The organism is Chryseobacterium flavum (assembly GCF_003385595.1).
In the GTDB taxonomy this organism is placed as follows: Bacteria; Bacteroidota; Bacteroidia; order Flavobacteriales; family Weeksellaceae; genus Chryseobacterium; species Chryseobacterium flavum.
The window spans coordinates 39455-59664 of sequence record NZ_QNUE01000016.1 but is presented as its reverse complement, the minus strand read 5'-3'; the positions used below and the strand labels follow the sequence as shown (position 1 = coordinate 59664).

Annotated in this window: 19 protein-coding genes and 1 riboswitch; of the genes, 9 read left to right on the top strand and 10 right to left on the bottom strand. The window is 37.6% G+C overall.

Going from position 1 to position 20210, the window contains the following annotated elements:
• Positions 1-185 precede the first annotated feature (185 nt).
• The 4 genes from DRF59_RS16985 to DRF59_RS16970 form a co-directional block, all read right to left on the bottom strand.
• Positions 186-671: a cupredoxin domain-containing protein gene (locus DRF59_RS16985; protein ID WP_115962945.1), complete on the bottom strand. Its 486-nt coding sequence runs from the start codon at positions 669-671 to the stop codon at positions 186-188.
• Between the two features lie 273 nt (positions 672-944).
• Positions 945-2336 carry an alkaline phosphatase gene (locus DRF59_RS16980; RefSeq protein WP_115962943.1) on the bottom strand — a complete coding sequence of 464 codons (1392 nt, stop codon included), beginning with the start codon at positions 2334-2336 and terminating at the stop codon, positions 945-947.
• 77 nt (positions 2337-2413) lie between these two features.
• Positions 2414-3616, bottom strand: a complete 1203-nt coding sequence (locus tag DRF59_RS16975; protein ID WP_115962940.1) for a GTP-binding protein — start codon at positions 3614-3616, stop codon at positions 2414-2416.
• Positions 3617-3624: 8 nt separating this feature from the next.
• The gene (locus tag DRF59_RS16970) at positions 3625-3963 is read right to left on the bottom strand and encodes a MerC domain-containing protein (protein WP_115962938.1); all 339 of its coding nucleotides are present in this window, start codon (positions 3961-3963) and stop codon (positions 3625-3627) included.
• A gap of 88 nt (positions 3964-4051) precedes the next feature.
• Between DRF59_RS16970 and DRF59_RS16965 the strand changes: the two genes are divergently transcribed.
• On the top strand, positions 4052-4441 hold the full coding sequence (locus DRF59_RS16965) for a Fur family transcriptional regulator (protein ID WP_115962935.1): 390 nt from the start codon (positions 4052-4054) through the stop codon (positions 4439-4441).
• 52 nt (positions 4442-4493) lie between these two features.
• On the opposite strand, the gene metE is transcribed toward DRF59_RS16965, so the two are convergent.
• Positions 4494-6794: a 5-methyltetrahydropteroyltriglutamate--homocysteine S-methyltransferase gene (metE, locus tag DRF59_RS16960; protein ID WP_115962932.1), complete on the bottom strand. Its 2301-nt coding sequence runs from the start codon at positions 6792-6794 to the stop codon at positions 4494-4496.
• A 178-nt stretch (positions 6795-6972) separates the two neighbouring features.
• Positions 6973-7153, bottom strand: a riboswitch (cobalamin riboswitch).
• A 195-nt stretch (positions 7154-7348) separates the two neighbouring features.
• On the opposite strand from metE, the gene DRF59_RS16955 reads away from it, so the two are divergent.
• From DRF59_RS16955 to DRF59_RS16945, 3 genes are all read left to right on the top strand, one after another.
• Complete coding sequence (locus DRF59_RS16955; RefSeq protein WP_115962929.1) at positions 7349-7810, top strand: Lrp/AsnC family transcriptional regulator; 462 nt, start codon at positions 7349-7351, stop codon at positions 7808-7810.
• Positions 7811-7928: 118 nt separating this feature from the next.
• A complete protein-coding gene (locus tag DRF59_RS16950) occupies positions 7929-8114 on the top strand; it encodes a transporter suffix domain-containing protein (protein WP_115962926.1) in 186 nt (61 codons plus the stop codon).
• Between the two features lie 136 nt (positions 8115-8250).
• On the top strand, positions 8251-8742 hold the full coding sequence (locus tag DRF59_RS16945; protein WP_115962923.1) for a hypothetical protein: 492 nt from the start codon (positions 8251-8253) through the stop codon (positions 8740-8742).
• A gap of 63 nt (positions 8743-8805) precedes the next feature.
• On the opposite strand, the gene DRF59_RS16940 is transcribed toward DRF59_RS16945, so the two are convergent.
• From DRF59_RS16940 to DRF59_RS16930, 3 genes are read right to left on the bottom strand one after another with little or no spacing between them, the layout of a single operon-like run.
• Positions 8806-9033 carry a hypothetical protein gene (locus tag DRF59_RS16940; RefSeq protein WP_047423096.1) on the bottom strand — a complete coding sequence of 76 codons (228 nt, stop codon included), beginning with the start codon at positions 9031-9033 and terminating at the stop codon, positions 8806-8808.
• An 18-nt stretch (positions 9034-9051) separates the two neighbouring features.
• The gene (locus DRF59_RS16935) at positions 9052-9513 is read right to left on the bottom strand and encodes an NUDIX hydrolase (protein WP_115962920.1); all 462 of its coding nucleotides are present in this window, start codon (positions 9511-9513) and stop codon (positions 9052-9054) included.
• A gap of 52 nt (positions 9514-9565) precedes the next feature.
• Entirely contained in the window at positions 9566-10420 is an 855-nt protein-coding gene (locus DRF59_RS16930; RefSeq protein ID WP_115962917.1) for an AraC family transcriptional regulator, read from the bottom strand.
• Between the two features lie 90 nt (positions 10421-10510).
• Between DRF59_RS16930 and DRF59_RS16925 the strand changes: the two genes are divergently transcribed.
• The 5 genes from DRF59_RS16925 (at position 10511) to DRF59_RS16905 (ending at position 15108) form a co-directional block, all read left to right on the top strand.
• Entirely contained in the window at positions 10511-11494 is a 984-nt protein-coding gene (locus DRF59_RS16925) for a polysaccharide deacetylase family protein (protein ID WP_115962914.1), read from the top strand.
• 144 nt (positions 11495-11638) lie between these two features.
• Entirely contained in the window at positions 11639-12028 is a 390-nt protein-coding gene (locus tag DRF59_RS16920) for a DoxX family protein (RefSeq protein ID WP_115962911.1), read from the top strand.
• 453 nt (positions 12029-12481) lie between these two features.
• Positions 12482-13417, top strand: a complete 936-nt coding sequence (locus DRF59_RS16915; protein ID WP_115962984.1) for an NAD-dependent epimerase/dehydratase family protein — start codon at positions 12482-12484, stop codon at positions 13415-13417.
• Positions 13418-13502: 85 nt separating this feature from the next.
• Complete coding sequence (locus DRF59_RS16910) at positions 13503-14411, top strand: helix-turn-helix domain-containing protein (RefSeq protein WP_115962987.1); 909 nt, start codon at positions 13503-13505, stop codon at positions 14409-14411.
• 7 nt (positions 14412-14418) lie between these two features.
• On the top strand, positions 14419-15108 hold the full coding sequence (locus DRF59_RS16905; RefSeq protein WP_241505619.1) for a type 1 glutamine amidotransferase domain-containing protein: 690 nt from the start codon (positions 14419-14421) through the stop codon (positions 15106-15108).
• A 380-nt stretch (positions 15109-15488) separates the two neighbouring features.
• Here DRF59_RS16905 and DRF59_RS16900 read toward each other — a convergent pair whose 3' ends face one another.
• Positions 15489-17006, bottom strand: a complete 1518-nt coding sequence (locus DRF59_RS16900; RefSeq protein WP_115962908.1) for a TSUP family transporter — start codon at positions 17004-17006, stop codon at positions 15489-15491.
• A 5-nt stretch (positions 17007-17011) separates the two neighbouring features.
• The gene (locus DRF59_RS16895) at positions 17012-19888 is read right to left on the bottom strand and encodes a TonB-dependent receptor (RefSeq protein ID WP_115962905.1); all 2877 of its coding nucleotides are present in this window, start codon (positions 19886-19888) and stop codon (positions 17012-17014) included.
• Positions 19889-20210 lie beyond the last annotated feature (322 nt).

The window sequence follows — 20210 nt, the reverse complement described above, 5'->3', positions numbered from 1 at the left end:
GCATTTAATTGCAGTAAATTTTATCATAAAGTTATATAGGTAAGAATTGAATAAAACGGAGAAATTACAAATGGCTTTTAAAAGGAGATAACAGTACAAAAAAAGTACCATATCAATCATGATATGGTACTATATCGTCACAGTCTGATGATAAAGAAACAATCAGCTGTCGGCTTTTAAATAAACTATAATGGAGAAATATATACTTCTATTTTGGTACCATCATAATTAAAGGTACCATCAGCATTCATTTTTCCTAAAACCCATTTCATATCTACAGGCACAGACCAGGCTGATCCCAGTGAGAAGCCGTTTACTGACCGGATTTCATTTCCATTTCCGGTCGTAATTGCAGAATGAAACCAGGCTTTATCGATAAGCCTGTAGAATCCTATCGCCTTTCCTTTGGGAATAACGGAATATCCATCCCATTTTTCTCCTCCCGGATAATCAAATTTGGTTAACCATTTTTGCCCTGTGGAGTTCACAAGATCATCCGGGCTTATACGGGCTCCCAGCATAAATAATGTGTAGGCTACAGCATCATGACATACTCCGCTGTTATACTTTACAATGTTCTCAGAACCTGAAAGCAGCGCATTTGCAACAGGATGCCTCTCTGCTACAGATAGTTGAGCCTTTCTGGCTCCTTCTGGTGTAATAAATGACATATTAATAATTTTGAGGTGTTCTGTAAATATACCGCTTTTAAATTAAATGGTATTTTTGCTTAATTCTCATCGGGCAGAGAATCTTTCTCTCCTCCTTCCTGAACAGATAATATGCCATCTTCAGATTACCCGGATCAATTTTCACAAGGTTTTATTGACAGAAAAGTATTAAACTACATATATTTATATTACACCCTTCAACTATAAAAAACAAGGCAAATAAATCGCCTTGTTCTTTCCAAAATTAATATAAAATATGAAATATGAATAATTCTAGACAAGACTTGCTGTCAGCATGAGCTCATGCAGGTCTGTATTTTTAATAAAAGGTTTTAACAATTCACTTCCGGGGCCATAGGCAGCTACTTCCACATAATCCCCGGAGTGGTCCATACTGATCCATCCTACAGAATTACGGCTTTTCTGGATCTCAGAGTATAATTTAAATGGGAGCTTTTTATAATTATATAAGCCTTCTTCTTTTTCCAGACCATTATAAAAACTCATCATATGTTTAGCTTCCTCATCATTCAGAGTCAGCTTATGCGCTTCGTAGATCCAGTCTTTAATATCTTTTGCAGAAAACTCTTTATGTATTGTATTCAGAACGTATTCATTGGTATATTTATATTCTGAAATACTGTTAAAGTTGTTGGTTGCACTGCCTCCGTAAATCGTTCCCGGATTGGCATTTCCATGATCTGTGGTAATAATAACGAGGGTATTTCCATCTTTCTCAGCAAAATCCATAACAGTTTTAATAGTCTCATCAAACGCTAGCTGATCATGGATCAGTGCAGAAATATCATTGGCATGTGCTGCCCAATCCACTTTCCCGGCTTCTACCTGAAGTACAAAACCATCGGGATGTTCTTTCATCTGGTCAATGGCAGCCTTTGTCATTTCGGCTAAAGCAGGTGTATTTTTAAATTCAGAAAGATGGACCCTGTCAATACTATAAGGCAAAGCCCCTGTATTGAAGATTCCCAAAAGTTTATTGCCTTTTTTAATATTCGCCAGGTCGGTTCGCTCTTTCAGCACCTGATATCCTTTTTTTTGATATACTGAATAAAGATCTTTTTTATCCTTTCTTTTTTCCGGATTAAAAAATTCATCTCCTCCTCCCATCAGAACATCCAGTTCCAGTTCTGCATACATCTCAGCAATCTGAGGTTCTGCATTTCTTCTCTCTGAATTGATACAGAAACCGGCCGGAGTGGCGTGAGTAATGGTCACAGAAGTTACACAGCCGGCTTTTCTTCCTGCTTTTTTAAATTTTTGCCACACAGGAAGATGTTTTTCACCATTAGCGCCTATATTTAAAACACCGTTTTTAACTCTTATCCCTCCTCCGAATGCTGAACTTGCAGCAGCAGAATCCGTTACAATAGAACTGGCTGATGCAGTATCCATCAATGCACGTGATACTTTTCTCTCATGATACAAATTGAGCCAGTTACTTCCTTTTCCCAAAATATTCCTGGAATACAGATCCGCCATTGACAATGTTCCGGTACTCATACCGTCGCTGATCATGAATATAATATTTTTAGCCTTCCCTGCAGATTGCTTAGTCCCTTTTTGGGAACTCCAGAGATCAGAAGGAGAAAAGGATAATAATCCCGAAAGTAATGCTGAGCTTTTTAGAAATTTTCTTCTGTCCATATACTGTAAAATAATACCGCAAGTTATTTGATCTATCCTTTTATTGCAGTTTTGTTGCATTAATAAAAAGTTAATTTTTAAATATGTACTGGAAAAGGATCTTCAAATTCCTGATTCCGGTCAAATCCATATTTTTCTATATCTGTAAGGAGACAGTCTGTGAGATCTTTAAGCATCCGGGCCTGATCCAGATTCTGCCCGATAAAAACAAGTTCATTAATTCTGTCTCCCCAATCCTTGTCCCATCTGTTCTCTATAAAATCCTGGTTTTCTATAAATGAAGGATAATGTATTCTGTGATGTAAGGGCATACTACACCACCATACTCCTGCTTTTTCCAGACGGAAAGAACCTCCTGCCTGCGAAAAGTTAAGAGCATCATCCGGTCTTGAAGCGAGCCAGAATAAGCCTTTGGCCCTGAGAATTCCCTGAGGGTAAAAATGATTCAGGTATTTCCAGAGCCGGCCGGGATGGAACGGCCTGTTGTTCCTGAATACCAATGAAGTTATGCCATATTCGTCAGTCTCCGGAGTATGATGGGCAGATTGTAATTCCTTCTGCCAACCGGCAGAAGATTGAGCTTTCTCAAAATCAAACAGTCCGGTATTTAAAATATTCTTAGGATCAATCCTCCCAAATTCAGCATAATGAATCAGCGCATCCGGATTTAATTTTCTGATAGCAGCTTTTAAAAATCCAAGTGTATCCTGATCCACAAGGTCTGCTTTATTAAGAATGATAATATTTGCAAACTCAATCTGATCGGTAAGAAGATTCACTATAGTCCGCTGATCCCCTTCCATATCAGTAAGATTCCGGTCCGTCAATAATTCACAGGAAGCAAAATCTTTCATAAAACTGAAGCAGTCAACTACGGTCACCATTGTATCTATATAACTGAACCTTGAAAGATCTGTTCCACTTTTGTCATCCTTGTATGTAAAGGTCTGGGCAACGGGAACAGGCTCGCTGATTCCGGTACTCTCTATCAGCAAATAATCAAAACGATCTTCCCGGGCCAACCGCTCTACTTCAATCATCAGGTCTTCTCTAAGAGTGCAGCAGATACACCCATTACTCATTTCCACCAGCTTTTCTTCTGTTCTGGAAAGAGTATTCTTATTCTTTATGAGGCGGGCATCTATATTTACCTCACTCATATCATTAACAATTACGGCTACTTTCAGACTTTGCTTATTGTGCAGTATGTGGTTCAGTAAAGTGGTTTTTCCGGCTCCGAGAAAACCACTGAGCACAGTGACCGGCAGTTTTTTGATCATTGGTTCCACTAATGTTTATGATTTTTAAAATTGATAATATGTCCGGTGATCAATCCTGCTGCTCCTGCATAAATAAGCGGGACATGAACTTCAAAAATAAGATCGGTTACTACCGATATGGAAATTAGAACAATAGATACCCAAAACAGAGCTTTCAGTCCGTTACTCTCTATCTGCCTCGTTATTCTGGAAACAACCAGCGTTCCTATAACAAGAAACACAAGATCAATATAAGGATTATGAGATATCCCAAAAGGAATGATTATCAACAATGGAAAGATAATACAGTGAATTAAACATAGGACAGCAGCAGAAATTCCGATGGTATCCAGAATTTTTGATTTCATAAAACAGGGATTTTAAATTTCTTATTGTAACTTTGTTGCAAAAGTAAATATAAATTTTTAAATAACGCAACTTTGTTGCATTAAAAAAATGAAACAAATCAGAAATACTCAGGCAAAAACTGAAATTTTAAACCTTATTAATGCTTCGGATGTGGCTCTTACCCACTCTGATATTCAGAAAAAACTGGGTGATTTATGTAATAGAGTTACTATTTACAGAGTATTGGAAAGGCTTGAAAATGAAGGAGCAATTCATAAGATCGTTAATATAGACGGGGTGGTTAATTTTGCTAAATGCAGTGGTAAGTGTACCCATGAACAACATTTTCATAACCATGTTCATTTCAATTGTAAAGAATGTCACTCAGTGATATGTATCGAGAATGCCATTCCCGAAATCAGCCTGCCCGAGCATTTTATTGCACAGGAATATAACTTTATCATCAGTGGACTTTGCCCGAAGTGTACCGGAAATTAAAAAGAAAAGCACCCTGAAGGTGCTTCTCAGTTTTAATAAATATGCTGATGATTTATCCATATGCTGCGGAAGCTTCTTTGGCCGCTGCTACCATTTCAATTAATGCTTTTTCAGTTTCTTCCCAATGTCTGGTCTTTAATCCGCAGTCCGGGTTAACCCATAACTGTTCTGCAGGAATTACCTGTTGAGCTTTAATAAGCAATTCTGTCATTTCATCTTTAGAAGGCACCCTCGGAGAATGAATATCATATACGCCCGGACCGATCTCATTAGGATATTTAAAATCAGCAAAAGCATTTAACAGTTCCATTTGTGAGCGGGAACATTCAATGGTAATTACGTCTGCATCCATCTCCGCAATGTTCTTAATAATATCATTGAACTCAGAATAACACATATGGGTATGAATCTGGGTTGCATCTTCTACTCCACCTGCTGAAAGCCTGAAAGCCTCTACTGCCCACTTTAGATAATCCTGCCATTCTGCTTTTCTCAATGGCAGTCCCTCCCTGATAGCAGGTTCATCAATTTGGATAATTCTGATTCCTGCTTTTTCCAGATCCACCACTTCGTCGCGTATCGCCAAAGCAATCTGCCTGCAGGTTTCTGAACGGGGCTGATCATCACGAACAAACGACCACTTCAGGATTGTAACGGGCCCTGTTAACATTCCTTTTACCCATTTACCGGTTTGTGATTGAGCATACTGTGACCAATATACCGTCATTGGGGCCGGACGTGAAATATCTCCGAAAATAACGGGAGGTTTTACACAGCGGCTGCCATAACTCTGCACCCATCCGTTTCTGGTAAATATAAATCCCTCTAATTTTTCTCCGAAATATTCCACCATATCATTACGCTCAAATTCTCCGTGAACGAGAACATCTAATCCTATTTCCTCCTGCCAGCGGATTGTTCTCTGCGTTTCTTCTTTTAAAAGACTGTCATATTGTTCACCGGTAAGATTTCCTTTTTTAAATCCGGCTCTCCAGCTTCTTACCTCAGCAGTCTGTGGAAAAGATCCTATCGTTGTCGTAGGAAACAGCGGAAGCTGCAAAACTTTATGCTGTTCTTCTTTCCGGATTTTAAATACATTTTTTCTTTGTGTATCCTTCTCAGTAACAGCCAGGGCCCGTTTCTTCACCTCATCATTATGAATAAGGGCGGATGTTTTTCTGCTTATAACGGCTTTCTTATTATTTTCAAAAGCTGATAAAATGATATTGTCCCCTGTTTCTTCCGCCAGTTCTTTAAGAATTACTACCTCAGATACTTTTTGCCTGGCAAAAGCCAGCCAGTTTTTAATCTCAGAATGAAGTTCAGTTTCAAAATCCAGATCGCAGGGAGCATGAAGCAATGAGCATGATGGCGCAATAAAAACCCTTTCCGAACCAAGCCTTTCAACCGCTTTTCTGATGAAGCCCAAAGATTTCTCATAATCATTTTTCCATATATTTCTTCCGTCCACAACACCTAATGATAATCCCTGGCTTTCAGGAATTATATTTAAAACCTCATCAAGCTGTTCAGGATTTCTTACCAGATCAATATGCAGAACAGCAACAGGTAATGAAACTGCCAGAGATAGATTGTCTTTTAATCCGTCAAAATAGGTAGCCAGAATGAACTTCAATTTAGGAAATTGTTTACTAAGCTGCTGATATACGTACAGATATATTCCTTTTGCTTTTTCCGGTAAATCCAAAGCTAAAAAAGGTTCGTCAAACTGAATCCATTCTGCTCCCTGCTCCTGCAGTCTTCTTATAATTTCTATATATACAGGAAGCAGATTTTCAGCAAGATCCAGCTTATCAAATCCGGATTCTTTTTCCTTTCCCAGAAGAAGGTAGGAAACAAGCCCGATAATAACGGGTTTCGCTTTGATTCCGGCCTGAACGGCCCCGGAAAATTCATTAAATATTTTATCCGAACTAAGCCTGAACTGCTGGTTTTTATAGAATTCAGGAACAATATAGTGATAATTGGTATCAAACCATTTGGTCATCTCCATGGCTGTAATATCCAATCCGTCTTTCTGATACCCTCTTGCCATAGCAAAATAAAGATCAAGCTCTGAATTGCTTTTTTTGAGCGCGACTTCATGATAACGTACAGGAATAGCTCCTACCGTGAGGCTCATATCTAAAACCTGATCATAATAGGAAAAATCATTACATGGAATAAGATCTACTCCGGCTTCTTTCTGGATATTCCAGTTCTGGTTACAGATATTTCTTCCCGCAGAAAGAAGTTCTTCCAAAACAATTTTGCCTGACCAATATTGCTCACAGGCTTTTTTAAGTTCTCTTTTACTGCCAATCCGCGGATAGCCCAGAATGTGTGTTTGCATTTTGTATAACTTTTTAATTAAACTGAGTTTCTGCAAGTTCTTATATTAATGCCTCGTAATGCTTTTTGCGGATATAGCTGATAAAAGTTAATGACATACCCGGGACATCCCATTTTATGTTTTATAAAATGTAGCCGAATAGATCATCTTTATGACTCAGGCTTCAGACCGCGAAAGCACTGTCAATTCAGTAAAGGCAGGTCTCCTGACTTGTAACGGTTTTATCGTCCTTCCCGCTGTGGGCAGTGGAACACAGGGACAAAACCTTTGATGTTACTTACAGTTGCGCGACAGTTCGTGATTTGCACACGATTCCCTATTAATTTACCTTAAGTAAAACCTTTTCTGGCTGATGAAGTATTTATGAAGAACTTTATCTTATGCAACTTATAGCTGCCATAAATAAAGATTTTAATTTTGTGTAAAATTACACATACAGAATAAATAAGTAATATATAAATAAAAATATAGAAAATTAAACTTTCATATATTATTTTGGAAGCATATAATCCTGTATATTTGGATAATTTTAATCCTTAAAAGAATAATTTCCTGTGGACTACCTTGATGATAAAGATATGCAGCTGCTGAGACTGCTTCAAAAAAATGCTAAACTTACCGTTAAAGAACTTGCCGGAGAAGTAAACCTTTCCACTTCTCCTGTTTTTGAGAGGGTAAAAAGACTTGAACAGGAAGGTTTCATAAAAAGATATGCCGCAGTTCTGGATCCTGATAAGCTTAACCGAGGTTTTACCGTCTTCTGCCAGATCAAATTAAAAATTCATGACCGGTCGGTAGGATATGATTTTGTAAAAGAAATCATGGAGATTGAGGAAGTGGCGGAATGCTATAATATTTCCGGGGATTTTGATTTCCTTTTAAAAGTCCAGGTCAGGGATATGAAGCATTACCAGGATTTTGTGTTTAATACACTGGGGTCGGTAGATTCTATTGGCAGTACCCATAGTACATTCGTAATGGCTGAAGTAAAAAATACGCATGGCCTTACCATTTAGACTAATACTTCAGACGGCAAAAAATACATTTCAGTAACCTTAATTGACACTTGATTCATAAAATGGTTTTATCCCCCGGAGAAAACCAGTTATTTTGTAAGAAATAACGACCATCTTTATGCCCAAAAGAAAACTAAGATTTAAAGATAGATTAGGATTTTTCTTATTAGGTTGTGGAATAATATGCTTTATAGGAGTTCCTGTACTTTCATTTCAGGACGTTCCTGATAAAGCTGCCACCGTTCTGACGGTGCTTATTATCAGTGAGATTTTCTTTCTTGTTACAATAGCTTTATTAAGATAAAGGAGAGCAATTCTAAAGTTCAGGAATCTTGTCATTGTTATTCAGAATGGATATAAATTCCATGCTGTTCACCTGCATCCGTTGGGTAAAGTAAATAAAAATATTAATTTTATCACCCGATAAAGAAAGACTAATTATGCCGACTGATGCTTCTCATAAGCTGATTCCGATGACCACTTTCGTGCTGGAATATTATTCACACGAAGGATATGCCGATCTTCAGATTTTGAATCTGATGAATAATTATGCCAATTTCTTAAAGAAGCGTTTGACTCTTGGAATGTTTGTTCCCGTAGACCGTAAAGGAAATATTCTGAAAGAACCTAAAAATTACAAAGAATGGAAATCCCTGGACCATAATGACGGGAAAAGAACAGATGTTGTTGGATTTGAAGAATATGCCGAATATCAGAAGGCAGAACAGAACTGTATGTTTGAAGGCTTTAAGGTAGATTATAACGGATATTCAAAAGTGAGGATCATCGCTTCATATGACCCTTCCATTGAATTATCTTTTAATAAAAATGATCTGATTCCTTTAGGATATAATGATGTGGAATCGCTTACCGTTTTTGACGATATTTTTTTAACATCCAGTGCATTAAAAGCGATCGGAATAAAAAGGTAAAACTTGAGATATATAAAAACAAAACGTTTATCAGTATGATAAACGTTTTGCTTTTTTGATATACTACCGTACACATTCTCCTGAATGACAGTGATAGCCCGAAGGACACAACCCGTTAATGCAAGGGCCGGCAGCATCAGGATAGCATCTTTCATCTGCCCGGCAATGAGAATGAGGCGGACATAGAGAAAGCAGGTTTCCAAGGCAAACACCTACCGGAAGAGGAAGATTCAGTTCTATACCTATTTCCCCGATAATGTTCTTCAATGTTTTTCTGTTTAATTTTTTCATGGTTTTTGTTTTAAAGTGTTATTGATTCTTTACTATATTTTCAAGTTGTATAATGAAATCTTTCTGTGCTGTATTAATGCGCTGTTGTGCTTCTTCTGAAGGAAACCATTGCCATTGATCTACTTCCGGGATTTCCATTATTTTACCGGATTTGGGAGGCCATTCCAATGCAAAGGTATTGCTGTAAAGATCTGCAGTGTCAAGATCGCTTTCTAAGGCCCAGGCATAAACGGTTTTTCCTCCTTTCTGCTTAATGGCTGACAGTTCAATAAACTTCCCGTCTATGATTTTACCGGTTTCTTCTTTAAATTCTTTCAACGCCCGATCCAATGGGTTTTCATCGGGAAGAATCTCACCTTTGGGTATAGACCATGAACCCAGATCTTTATTTTTCCAGAAAGGACCGCCGGGATGTACCAAAAAATAATACAGACTGTTTTTTTCTTTTTTAAAAAGCAGAATGCCAGCACTCGTTTTCATGGACGTAAAGATTTGATTATTAAAGATATGAAAAAATATATAATCCGGACGATCAATATGATATACTTTTCTTTTTAAACGCAGAGGGTGACATTTGCTTATACGTTTTGAATATTTTATTAAAGTGGCTGGCATCATTGAAACCCAGCCTGTCAGCAATTTCACTGATATTATAACGGCTTTGAAGCAAAAGCTTTTCAGCAGTTTTTATTTTATGCTGCATAACGTGCTGCTGTATGGAGAAACCTGTCTCCTTTTTGATATAAATACTGATGTAATTGGGAGAAAGCATAAATTCTTCAGCCAGATTCTCAACTTTCATTTTATCCGCATCCAAAGCATTAACGTTGATATAATACAGTATCCTTTCAATTCTGCTGAGATTTTGGGTTATCCATTCTTTAGCAGTAATATTATTCATTGTATTCCGGATCAGAATGGTCATGAGCCCCGAAAAAAGATCAGCAGTGATCTCTTTATTATAAGTGTTTGTATGGCTGAACTCATGTAGAAGTATCCTGGCCAGCTGCAGCAGATGTAGTTTATCCGTTTTACTTTTAATTACCGATTCATATACGAAGGAATGGTCTTCCATCAGAATCTGTACTACTTTTTTAAGCTCATTATTGTTGTGGGACAAAAGGTTTTGCCAGATATACTGTTCGGTAAATTTTATATAAATGAAACGTGTTTTACCTGTAATGGTGAATTCATGGGCATCACTTGGCCTCAAAAGGAAAACATCTCCTTTTTTATATGGAAAAGTGATATTGTTGAGGTGATGATATCCTTTCCCATGCTCTATAATAATCAGTTCATAAAAGTTATGGTTATGATACTCAACGTCCCATATTTCCTTTTCAATACTGAAGACATTAAAAGAATTAAAATTAACGATTCGTTTCATTCAGGAATGGATTTTTACAAATTTACCATTAATTTTTACAATATAAACCGATTGATTATTGATCAATTTTGCCTTATCAATACATTCAAAATGAAATATATCAAACAATCAGTATTGTTGCTGGCTTCAACAATCGTTTTAATGTCCTTTTCTGATCATCGTGACAAGGATAAAAGAGAGAAAAAAGAGCCGTCTCAGATACAGGTTTCGACCAAAAAACACTGGCCTAACGGAGCTCAGCTGGTCATTTCAGTTTCCATGCAGTTTGAAACAGGCGGACAGCCTGAAGGCGCTGAAAGTCCATTCAGCGGAACTCCTCTTCCCAAAGGACAACCTGATCTTCCCGCAGAAAGCTGGTACCGGTATGGTGGAAATGAAGGAATTTACAGGATGCTGGATTTATGGAAAAAATACGATATCAAGGTAACTTCCCATGTGGTAGGAACTGCTGCTGAAAAGTACCCTGATGTGGCTAAAGCTATAGCAAAAGGAGGTCATGAAATTGCCGCTCATGGCATTGCCTGGGATAATCAATGGAATAAAAGTTATGCTGATGAGCTGAATTTTGTAAAACAGGGTGTAGACGTTGTTGAAAAGATTACAGGCCAGAAAGCAGTAGGTTATAACTGTAATTGGCTGAGAAGAGGACCGAATACGCTTAAAGTATTACAGGAATTAGGATTTTTATATCATATAGATGACCTGAGCCATGATGAGCCTTTTATTACAAAGGTAAAAGGGAAAAATTTTGTAGTCATTCCCTATACGCTACGCAACAATGATATCGTTACTATAGAAGGAAAGCATTGGAGTCCGGATCAGTTTCTGGCCCAGCTGAAATTTGAATTCGACCGCCTTTATGAAGAAGGAGCTTCTAAGAGAAGGATGATGAGCATAAGTTTTCATGACAGAATTGGCGGAACGCCGGCAATGGTACATGCCATAGAAGAATTCATCAGATATGCCAAAGAAAAGCAAGGCGTTGTCTTTATGAGAAAAGATGATATTGCCAGAATGGTGATAAATGACCCTGATACTCCGATTGATAACAGTGAAGAAAAGTTTAATAAATAATAAGGAAGGAAGCTGCGGCCGGAAAAAGGGAGGTATTGAAGTCCGTAAAAACAAATTACAGAATAATTGAAATAAATAATAAACACAGTAAAAGTGAATCATAACAGATATATATCTTCCCGCTTCCATCCAAAAAACATCTCTATGAATAATACAAAAACAGCCTATTTTTTCCTTCGTGTGTCGATGGGAATCAATTTTTTAGGACACGGATTGGTCCGACTGGTAAAATTACAGGACTTTGCATCAGGAATGATGAAAGGTTTTGAGAGCAGCTGGCTTCCACAGCCATTGGTACACCTGTTTGGTGTCATTCTCCCCTTTCTCGAATTTACAATTGGTCTGCTGCTGATCATTGGTTTTAAAACACGTGTTGCCACGATGGCTGGAGCGTCACTGATTATCTTACTTCTTTTTGGAAGCAGCACCGTTGAAAACTGGGAAGCAATGGGCATTCAGATGATTTATGCAGGTTTGTTCTACATTCTGATCAGCAGAATTGAGGATAATTACCTGGCCTTGGATCGAAAATAAAAACAGTAAGGCTGAAAAAAGTAAAGAATTACCTGATTATTATAATTTTTTTTACTCTTTATCCAACCACAAAAGTCACAAAAGGTTTCATTTTAATACACTTAAGTTTGTTTAGGTAAAATGATATCGCAGGAAAGTTCACATAAGATGAAAATCTTTGATTTTCACAAAACTTTGGTGTACTTATTACACACAATGTTAGGCTCTGAAAAAATTGAAGTATTTAAAACTTTTGTGCCTTTTGTGGTTAAAAATGATTCAATGCTGTATTTTTATTTTCTCAGCCAAATTATTTCCTGCTTTTTTACATTGTTCAGAGATTATGTTACAACTTCCTTAGATTCAGTTACTCTGTTTTTATAGTTATGCCCGAATTTTGTATCAGAAATAAAAGAAACTGAAAGTATTGGGTTTATTTTCAGTGAAATAGGTAACCCTCAAAATTTAAAAATGATGCAAACTATATTAGGAGCCAACGGCCAGATTGGTGAAGAGCTGGCAAGAGAACTGAAAAGGAATTATACTTCAGATATCCGTATCGTCAGCAGAATGGCAAAAAAAGTAAATGATACAGATACTGTTTTTTCCGCAGATTTATCAGACAGGGAGAAGGCAGTTGAAGCTGTGAAAGGAAGTGAAATCGCTTATTTTACCCTGGGACTTCCTATGGATACCGATTTATGGGAAAAGCAGTTTCTGACCATCATGAAAAATGTTATTGAAGCCTGTAAAATCAATGGTACCAAGCTCGTGTTTTTTGATAACACCTATATGTATCCTCAAAATAATGAAGTTTTAACCGAACAAACCCGATTTGTTCCTGTCGGAAGAAAAGGAACTGTAAGAAAACAGATGGCCGAAATGCTTTTAAAAGAAATGAAAGCAGGAACCATAGAAACCGTCATCTGCAGAGCTCCAGAATTTTATGGTCCCGGAAAAACACAAAGTATTACCAACAGTCTTGTTTTTAATGCCATTAAAGAAGACAAAAAGCTGAAAGTCCCTTTAAGAGATGATAAATTACGAAGCCTGATCTGGACTCCCGATGCGAGCCGTGCCACTGCTTTGATCGGAAATACACCGGATGCATATGGACAAACATGGCATTTACCTGTAGATGATCATAAGCTGAATTATAAGGAATTCATTGCACTGGCTTCAGAGATTTATGGAAAAGAGTTGAAATATTTGGTTATTCCAAAGCTCGCCTTTTCAATCGGATCCTTATTCAATAAAAATGCAAAAGAGCTATTAGAACTGCTTCCTAGATATCAATATGATAACCTGTTTGATGATTCAAAATTCAGAAAGAGATTCCCGGAATTTCATGTAACTTCTTACAGACAGGGAATTGAGCAGATCAAAAAAGAACAGCAATCAGCAAAATAATTCTGTTAAAATAAGTAACTTAGAGACACCATCACCACAACCGAAGGGTAAAATATTCTCTTCCTTCGTGGTAAAAAAAAATAAAATGAAAGCTCCAGAAAAAGTAACCTCTATCACCGCATTACACAGGTATCTGAATCTGAAAAGGCCGTCTAATCCTTTGATCAGTGTGTTTGATTTTAATGAAGTGACTATAGATCCGAAGACTGTTCTGAGTGCTGTGACCACAGATTTTTATGTGGTTTCCCTTAAAAAAGATTGTGCAGGGAGATGTAAATACGGACAGCATTATTATGATTTTGAAGATGGGATCATGTATTTTATTGCTCCCCATCAGGTATTACAGTTTGAAGATATTCTGCTTTCCGAAGTAAGAGGAAGTGTACTGGTTATTCATCCGGATTTTTTACAAGGTTATCCATTGGCCACTATCATAAAGAATTATGGTTATTTTTCATATTCTGCTAATGAAGCTTTGTATCTCTCCGAAAAGGAAGAAAAATCCGTAACGGATATCATGGATAATATCAGCAGGGAGATAGAAGCCAACATGGATAGTTTCACCCAGGATTTACTGGTTTCCAATATTGATTTACTGTTAAAATACTGCGACAGATTTTACAACCGCCAGTTTTTAACGCGGAAAAAGGTGAATCATGATCTTTTGACACAGCTTGAAACTTTACTGGATGATTATTTTAAAAATGAAAAACTACTAATTGACGGGATTCCGACTGTACAATTTGTGGCAGCTCAAATGAATATCAGCCCCAACTATCTGAGTGATATGTTAAGGGTACATACGGGACAGACCACACAGCAGCATATTCAGAACAGAGTGATTGAAAAGGCTAAGGAGCTGCTTTCCACTACCACTTTATCTGTTTCTGAAATTGCTTATAATTTAGGATTTGAACATCCGCAGTCATTTCATCGTTTGTTTAAAAACCAAACCACTGTTTCACCGTTAGAATTCAGAAAATCTTTTAATTAATCGCATCATGATGAAAAAAATATTGCTAATCGTAACAAATATAGATCAGTATGCCAGTGGTAACTTTAAAACAGGTTTATGGCTGAGCGAGCTTACCCATATATATCATGCGGCAAAGGAGAAAGGATGGCAGGTCACCATAGCTTCTCCAAAAGGAGGAAATACTCCTGTTGACCCGGAAAGTCTGAAACCTCTGGTCCTTGATGGAATTTCAAAAAAATATTATGAAAATCCTGAATTCATGAATGAACTGGCCCATACAAAAAGTCTCAATGAGGTAAAGAATGAATCTTTCGACTGCATTTATCTGGCCGGTGGACATGGAACAATGTATGATTTCCCTGATAATACTACTTTACAGACCATGCTCAGAGATCAGTATGAAAACAATAAGATGGTTGCTGCAATCTGTCATGGGGTTGGAGGATTGTTGAATGTAAAGCTCTCAGGAGGAGCATATATGATTAAAGGTAAATCGATCACTGGATTTGACTGGTTTGAAGAAACCCTGGCCAGAAGAAAAAATGAAGTGCCGTTTAACCTGGAAGCCGCTCTTAAAGAACGGGATGTACATTACAAAAAAGCTTTTATTCCAATGACTTCCAACGTTATTGTTGATGGACATTTGATTACTGGACAAAATCCGTTCAGCTCCAGGGAAATGGCTAAAGTAGTAATTCGTGAACTTGAAAAATAAAAACGGGCAATGATATAATGTATTTAAAATTCTTTAGAATATGCAAAAGCAAAACGCAAAGTTTAAAAGATATAAGCTTTTTAAAAAAGTGATCAAAGATTACGACTGTGTCGTTGATTAAGCTTTTGGCTATATCCTATCAATTTATTGATTCCTGTTTTTACTTCCTCGAAATGATAAGTTAAGAAATCAGATTCTTTGTGTTTTTAAAAACATTTAAAAATAAAAAAACGCAAAGTTTTAATGGTTCAGATTTTTACTAAAAATGAGTAATGATAGTGCCAATACACTGCATCATTAATTTTCCCCCTGATGCCTCAAAACAAAGTAAAACATTAAAATCTCTGCGTTTAATACTCTCTTTATAATTTTATTTGTTCTTATGAGAAGATTGATTTTGTTATCGTAATCAGGCTCATGGCAATAACCACCATTCCTACCACCACAAACATTTTCTTTGTTGGAAGTTTTGCCGTAAGCATCGCAGAAAACGGAGCGGTAAAAACACCTCCCAGCAAAAGCCCCAAAACAATATTCCAGTGGTGGATACCTATCGTAAAAATAAAGGTAATAGCACTGGTAATGGTTAGTAAAAACTTTGCAACGGTAGAACTTCCCACTACATATCGGGGAATCCTTCCCTCTTTGATCAGCGTTCCGGTTACCAAAGGTCCCCAGCCGCCGCCGGCAAAAGAATCTATGAAGCCGCCAGCCAATCCTAATATTCTGAGATTGGTTCTTCTTTTGGTTCTGATTAACCCTGACTTTTTATCTTTGAATGCATTTTTTAAAATATTAATTCCAAGATACAGAGTATAGCAGGCAATAATTGGTTTTACAATATGCGCATAATGTTCGCCGTAATGAGACAAAGTTAAAGCTCCGATGACAGAACCCACAATAGCCAATGGAAACAGTACCCAGACCATTTTTTTATTGACATTTCCGAGTTTATAATGACTGAAACTACCGGCTGCAGTAGTAAAAGATTCTGCAGAGTGGATGCTGGCACTTACAACCGGCGGTGGAACATTCAATAATAGAAGAATCGTAGTACATATCACTCCGTAGCCCATTCCCATAGATCCGGCGACAATTTCTGCCATAAAGCCTGCAAACAGCATCCAGTAAAAAATATGGCCATCTTTGTTCAGAAAATGCTGAATATCATCAGATAAATTGAATTGATACACGATAAGGCCAAATAACCCGAAAAGAAGTAAAACACCAATGACGGCAAGATAAATATTGGCTTTTCTCTGGGCTGTTTTGGTGATACTGATCAGCTTTTGAATTTCCATATCCGGTTTTGAAGAAGCTTTTCCGTCGGACAGATATTCTGTTGTAATCTTATTAAGTTCTCTTACTTTATAATTGAAATCGCCTGTTAGTTGATTACGGATATGCTGCATATTGTCCAGTACATGATCCATTTCGTCAGGAATCACTTCGGTAAAGGTTTCTCTTAATCTTTTAGCGATGGTTGGAGATTTTCCATTGGTGGAAATAGCTATTTTAAGACTTCCCTTTTTAACAATGGATCCTAAATAAAAATCACAAAGATCAGGTTTATCCGCAATATTGACCAGTACACTTTTTTGCTGGGCTTTTTCTCTAATTTCCCCGGCCAGATCAACATCATTTACCGCAATAATGGCCAGATCAGTATCGTTAAAATCGTGGTCATGATATGCTCTCTCATGAAGTGTTATATTGGAAAACTGATTTTGTAAAGTTCTGACCTCCGGAATGATTTCTTTGGCTACCAGTCTGATGGAAGTATCCGGGGAGTTTCCCAGTACTGACTCCAGCTTTTCAAGGGCAACCTTTCCGCCGCCAATGATCAGCAATGACAGGTTTTCAAGTTTTAAAAATATGGGATATAATGAATTACTCATCCTGATTACAGTTTTAAGTCATAAGTAAAAGCGAGATAATAAAGCCCTCCGATTTCAGGACCTGCTGCATACTGGAAGTAACGGCGGTTCAGCAAATTGGTAGCTCCAATCTTAATATTGGCATGGATTTCAGGCAGTTTCCATGTTGCCTGTGCATCAATGGTGTAATAAGCGGGAATTTCTCCGGATGCTAAGGGGCTTTCCCACATAAAACCACTCTGCCATCTGGCCACAAGGGTAAACCCTATATTTTTAACAATTTCTCTGTTTCCTACACTTACATTCACCATCCATTTCGGGGTGTTGAAAGCTGTAATAAATAGGTCTGAGTTATTATTGGAAGCAAGATCATTATAAGAAACATTAGTATTTACATTATAATTTCCTGTGATATTATAACGAATTCCTAAAGAGGTTCCATAGCTTTTATACGTACTGTTGCTGTTGGTATACACCCTGTATCGGTCCTGTTTACTTCTGTCGAGCATCGCAAGTACGGCTGCATTGCTTCCTACCTGATTATTTTTAGGAACGGCCACTTCTACCTGGCCAAGGAAACCTTCATAAATATTGTAATAAAAATCCCAGTCCAGCACCAGTTTATTATTGAAAAAAGTAGATTTGTACCCTACTTCAAATGAATTGATCTTTTCCGGCTGTAATTTCTGAAGATTCGCTACCGTTAAAAGCTGCTTGTTATCCTGAGCTGCCTGAGCCTGAGTTTTTCCTGCGTCAACATCAGCGTTTACTGCTGAGGTAAATGTATCGATGGATGCCAGCGTATAAGAGTTTTCCAGATAACCTAATCCGTCATTTACTTTGGACAGGCCTCCTACTCTTCTTACGTTTCCGTTGTTGACGAATGAAAGGGCTTCAAATAACGAAGGGAAACGATATCCGTTTTGAAAAGATGCCCTGAAATTATGCTGTTTTACCGGAGAATAAACCACACTTATCCTTGGATTTAGTTTAGCTTCAAATTCCGGATTTCTGTCGATCCGTAAAGCGGCATTGATTTTTAATTTATCATCAAAGAAAAGCTTGGTAATCTGTGCAAAAGCCCCATATTTTTGATAGATAACATCTTTCCCGAAAGTACCATTGGCTAAAGGAGTGTTTCTTTCATTCACGGGACGGTTAAAATCAACAAAGTTATTTCCATCCGGAGTAATGCTGTACAGGCGGTAATCTACACCAGCCAGAAGGCTGAATATCTTCACAAACCTGCTGAAGTCATAGGTAAGTTCACCCTGGTAAAAGCGGGATTTCTGTTCCAGTTTTGCCCCGCCTGTTGCCGGAGCTCCTGCTACTCCTGCATTGGCCGAATCCCAGTTATTAATTCCGATAATGGTATTTTTTAGCTGTTCAAAGGCCGCCGTTCCTGGAACAACTCTGTTTTTATCAGCTTCCTGACGGGCGAGAATAAATGCTTCGTTAAGATTGGTTCCGGCATTCAGGCTGTTCTGAAGCGCAGTCTGGAATATATTTTTCCAGTTGGCATTGGAAAGATTGGTCAGATCAAGATTATCTGCTAAAGGTTTCAGATTATAGGAATCTCCTGTATTTTCTATGGATACATACGCTCTGAAGGTTAATTCTCTTCCTGTCAGTTCTACTTTATGGTTCTGAACTGTGGCATTCTGCAAACGGATTTTATTCCCTCTCTGGAAAGTTCCGTCCAGCAAGCCGTAGCGATAAACGTAAGATGTTTTCCACTGGTCTCCGAAACGATAATATAAACCTGCATCGAACTTGATATTTTTCACATCAGGGCTTACCAGATCTTTTTCCAGATATCCTGTCCGGGAAACATTGAATGTGGTCGGTTTTCCATTGTAATCCACTTTTACGGCAACGCGGTTGTTTCTTTCATCTCCATACTTATTCCAAAGGTCTTCAGCAGGATTATTGGCAAGAGCAAAATTAGGATTAGCGGTGACTAATGATCCTGAATTCTGATCTGTCAGGTTGTTTGAGATCCAGTCGGTTCCACTGAAATAAGAGGCATTGACTTTAACAGCAAAATTTTTATTGATCACTTTTGCAAAGCGGATGGCACTTTCTCCCAGAGAACTTATTTTATGATTCACATTGTCTACATGATTTACTCCGCCACGGAAATAAACACTTATTCCTTCCGAGGTAAACGGATCTTTGGTCTGTAAACTTGCCAGCCCGTTAATGGCATTCATTCCATACAACGCTGAAGCAGCTCCGGGAGTTACTTCCATTGACTGGATATCCAGTTCCGTTGGCCCAATGGCATTTCCCAATGGTACACCTAATGTTGCAGATTGTACATCAACGCCATCAACCAACTGCATGAAACGGAAATTATTAGGTGAATTGAACCCTCTTGAATTAGGGATCTTTAAAGTAAGGCTTGATGTTAAAAGCTGCAGTCCTTTTACATTTTCCAGTGTTTCATAGAATGAAGCTGCCGGACTTTCCCTGATGGTTTTAATATCAATTTTTTCAATCGCTATCGGTGATCTTAATATCTTTTCCGGAACTCTGGAGGCTGAAATCACCACATCATCAATGATCGTGTTCTGAGGATTAAGTCCTACCGTTATTTTGTTGGAAGGTGAAAGTATTTCAACCGTCTGGCTGGTGAACCCATCTTTCTGAATCACCACCCTGAATGGTATAGTAACCCTTGTTCTGATTTTAAAATTACCTGCCTGATCCGTCAATGCGGTATCCTGTGTATTTTCGATCTGTACTTTTACGGAGTCAAGACCTTTGTGTGTACCTGTATTTTTGATGCTTCCGCTGAGCTCTATGAGTTGCTGCTGTGCTTCTGCCAGGTTAAAAAATAGAAATGTAAATGCGATAATACCTGCTTTTGGCAGAAAATTTCCCTGCTTTTTGTTTTTCATTTTTTCTTCATTTTTAAGGTTGAGAATGAAGCTGCCTGAATTTTTACATTGATTATTTTTACCACAAAAGGCACAAAAGTTTTCATTTTAAAACACTTTAGTTCAATTATGTAAGTTTAAAATGACACTGTAGAAAAGCTCACATTAGATGAAAATCAAAGATTTTTACAAAACTTAGGTGTACTTATTATGCACAAAGTTTGGCTCTTAAAAAGCTTAAGTGTTTAAAACTTTTTGTGACTTTTGCGGTTTTGAATCGAAAAACTTCAAACAGCTTTGTTTGTACTGTTATTTGAGAATCAACAACACATACACATTCGTC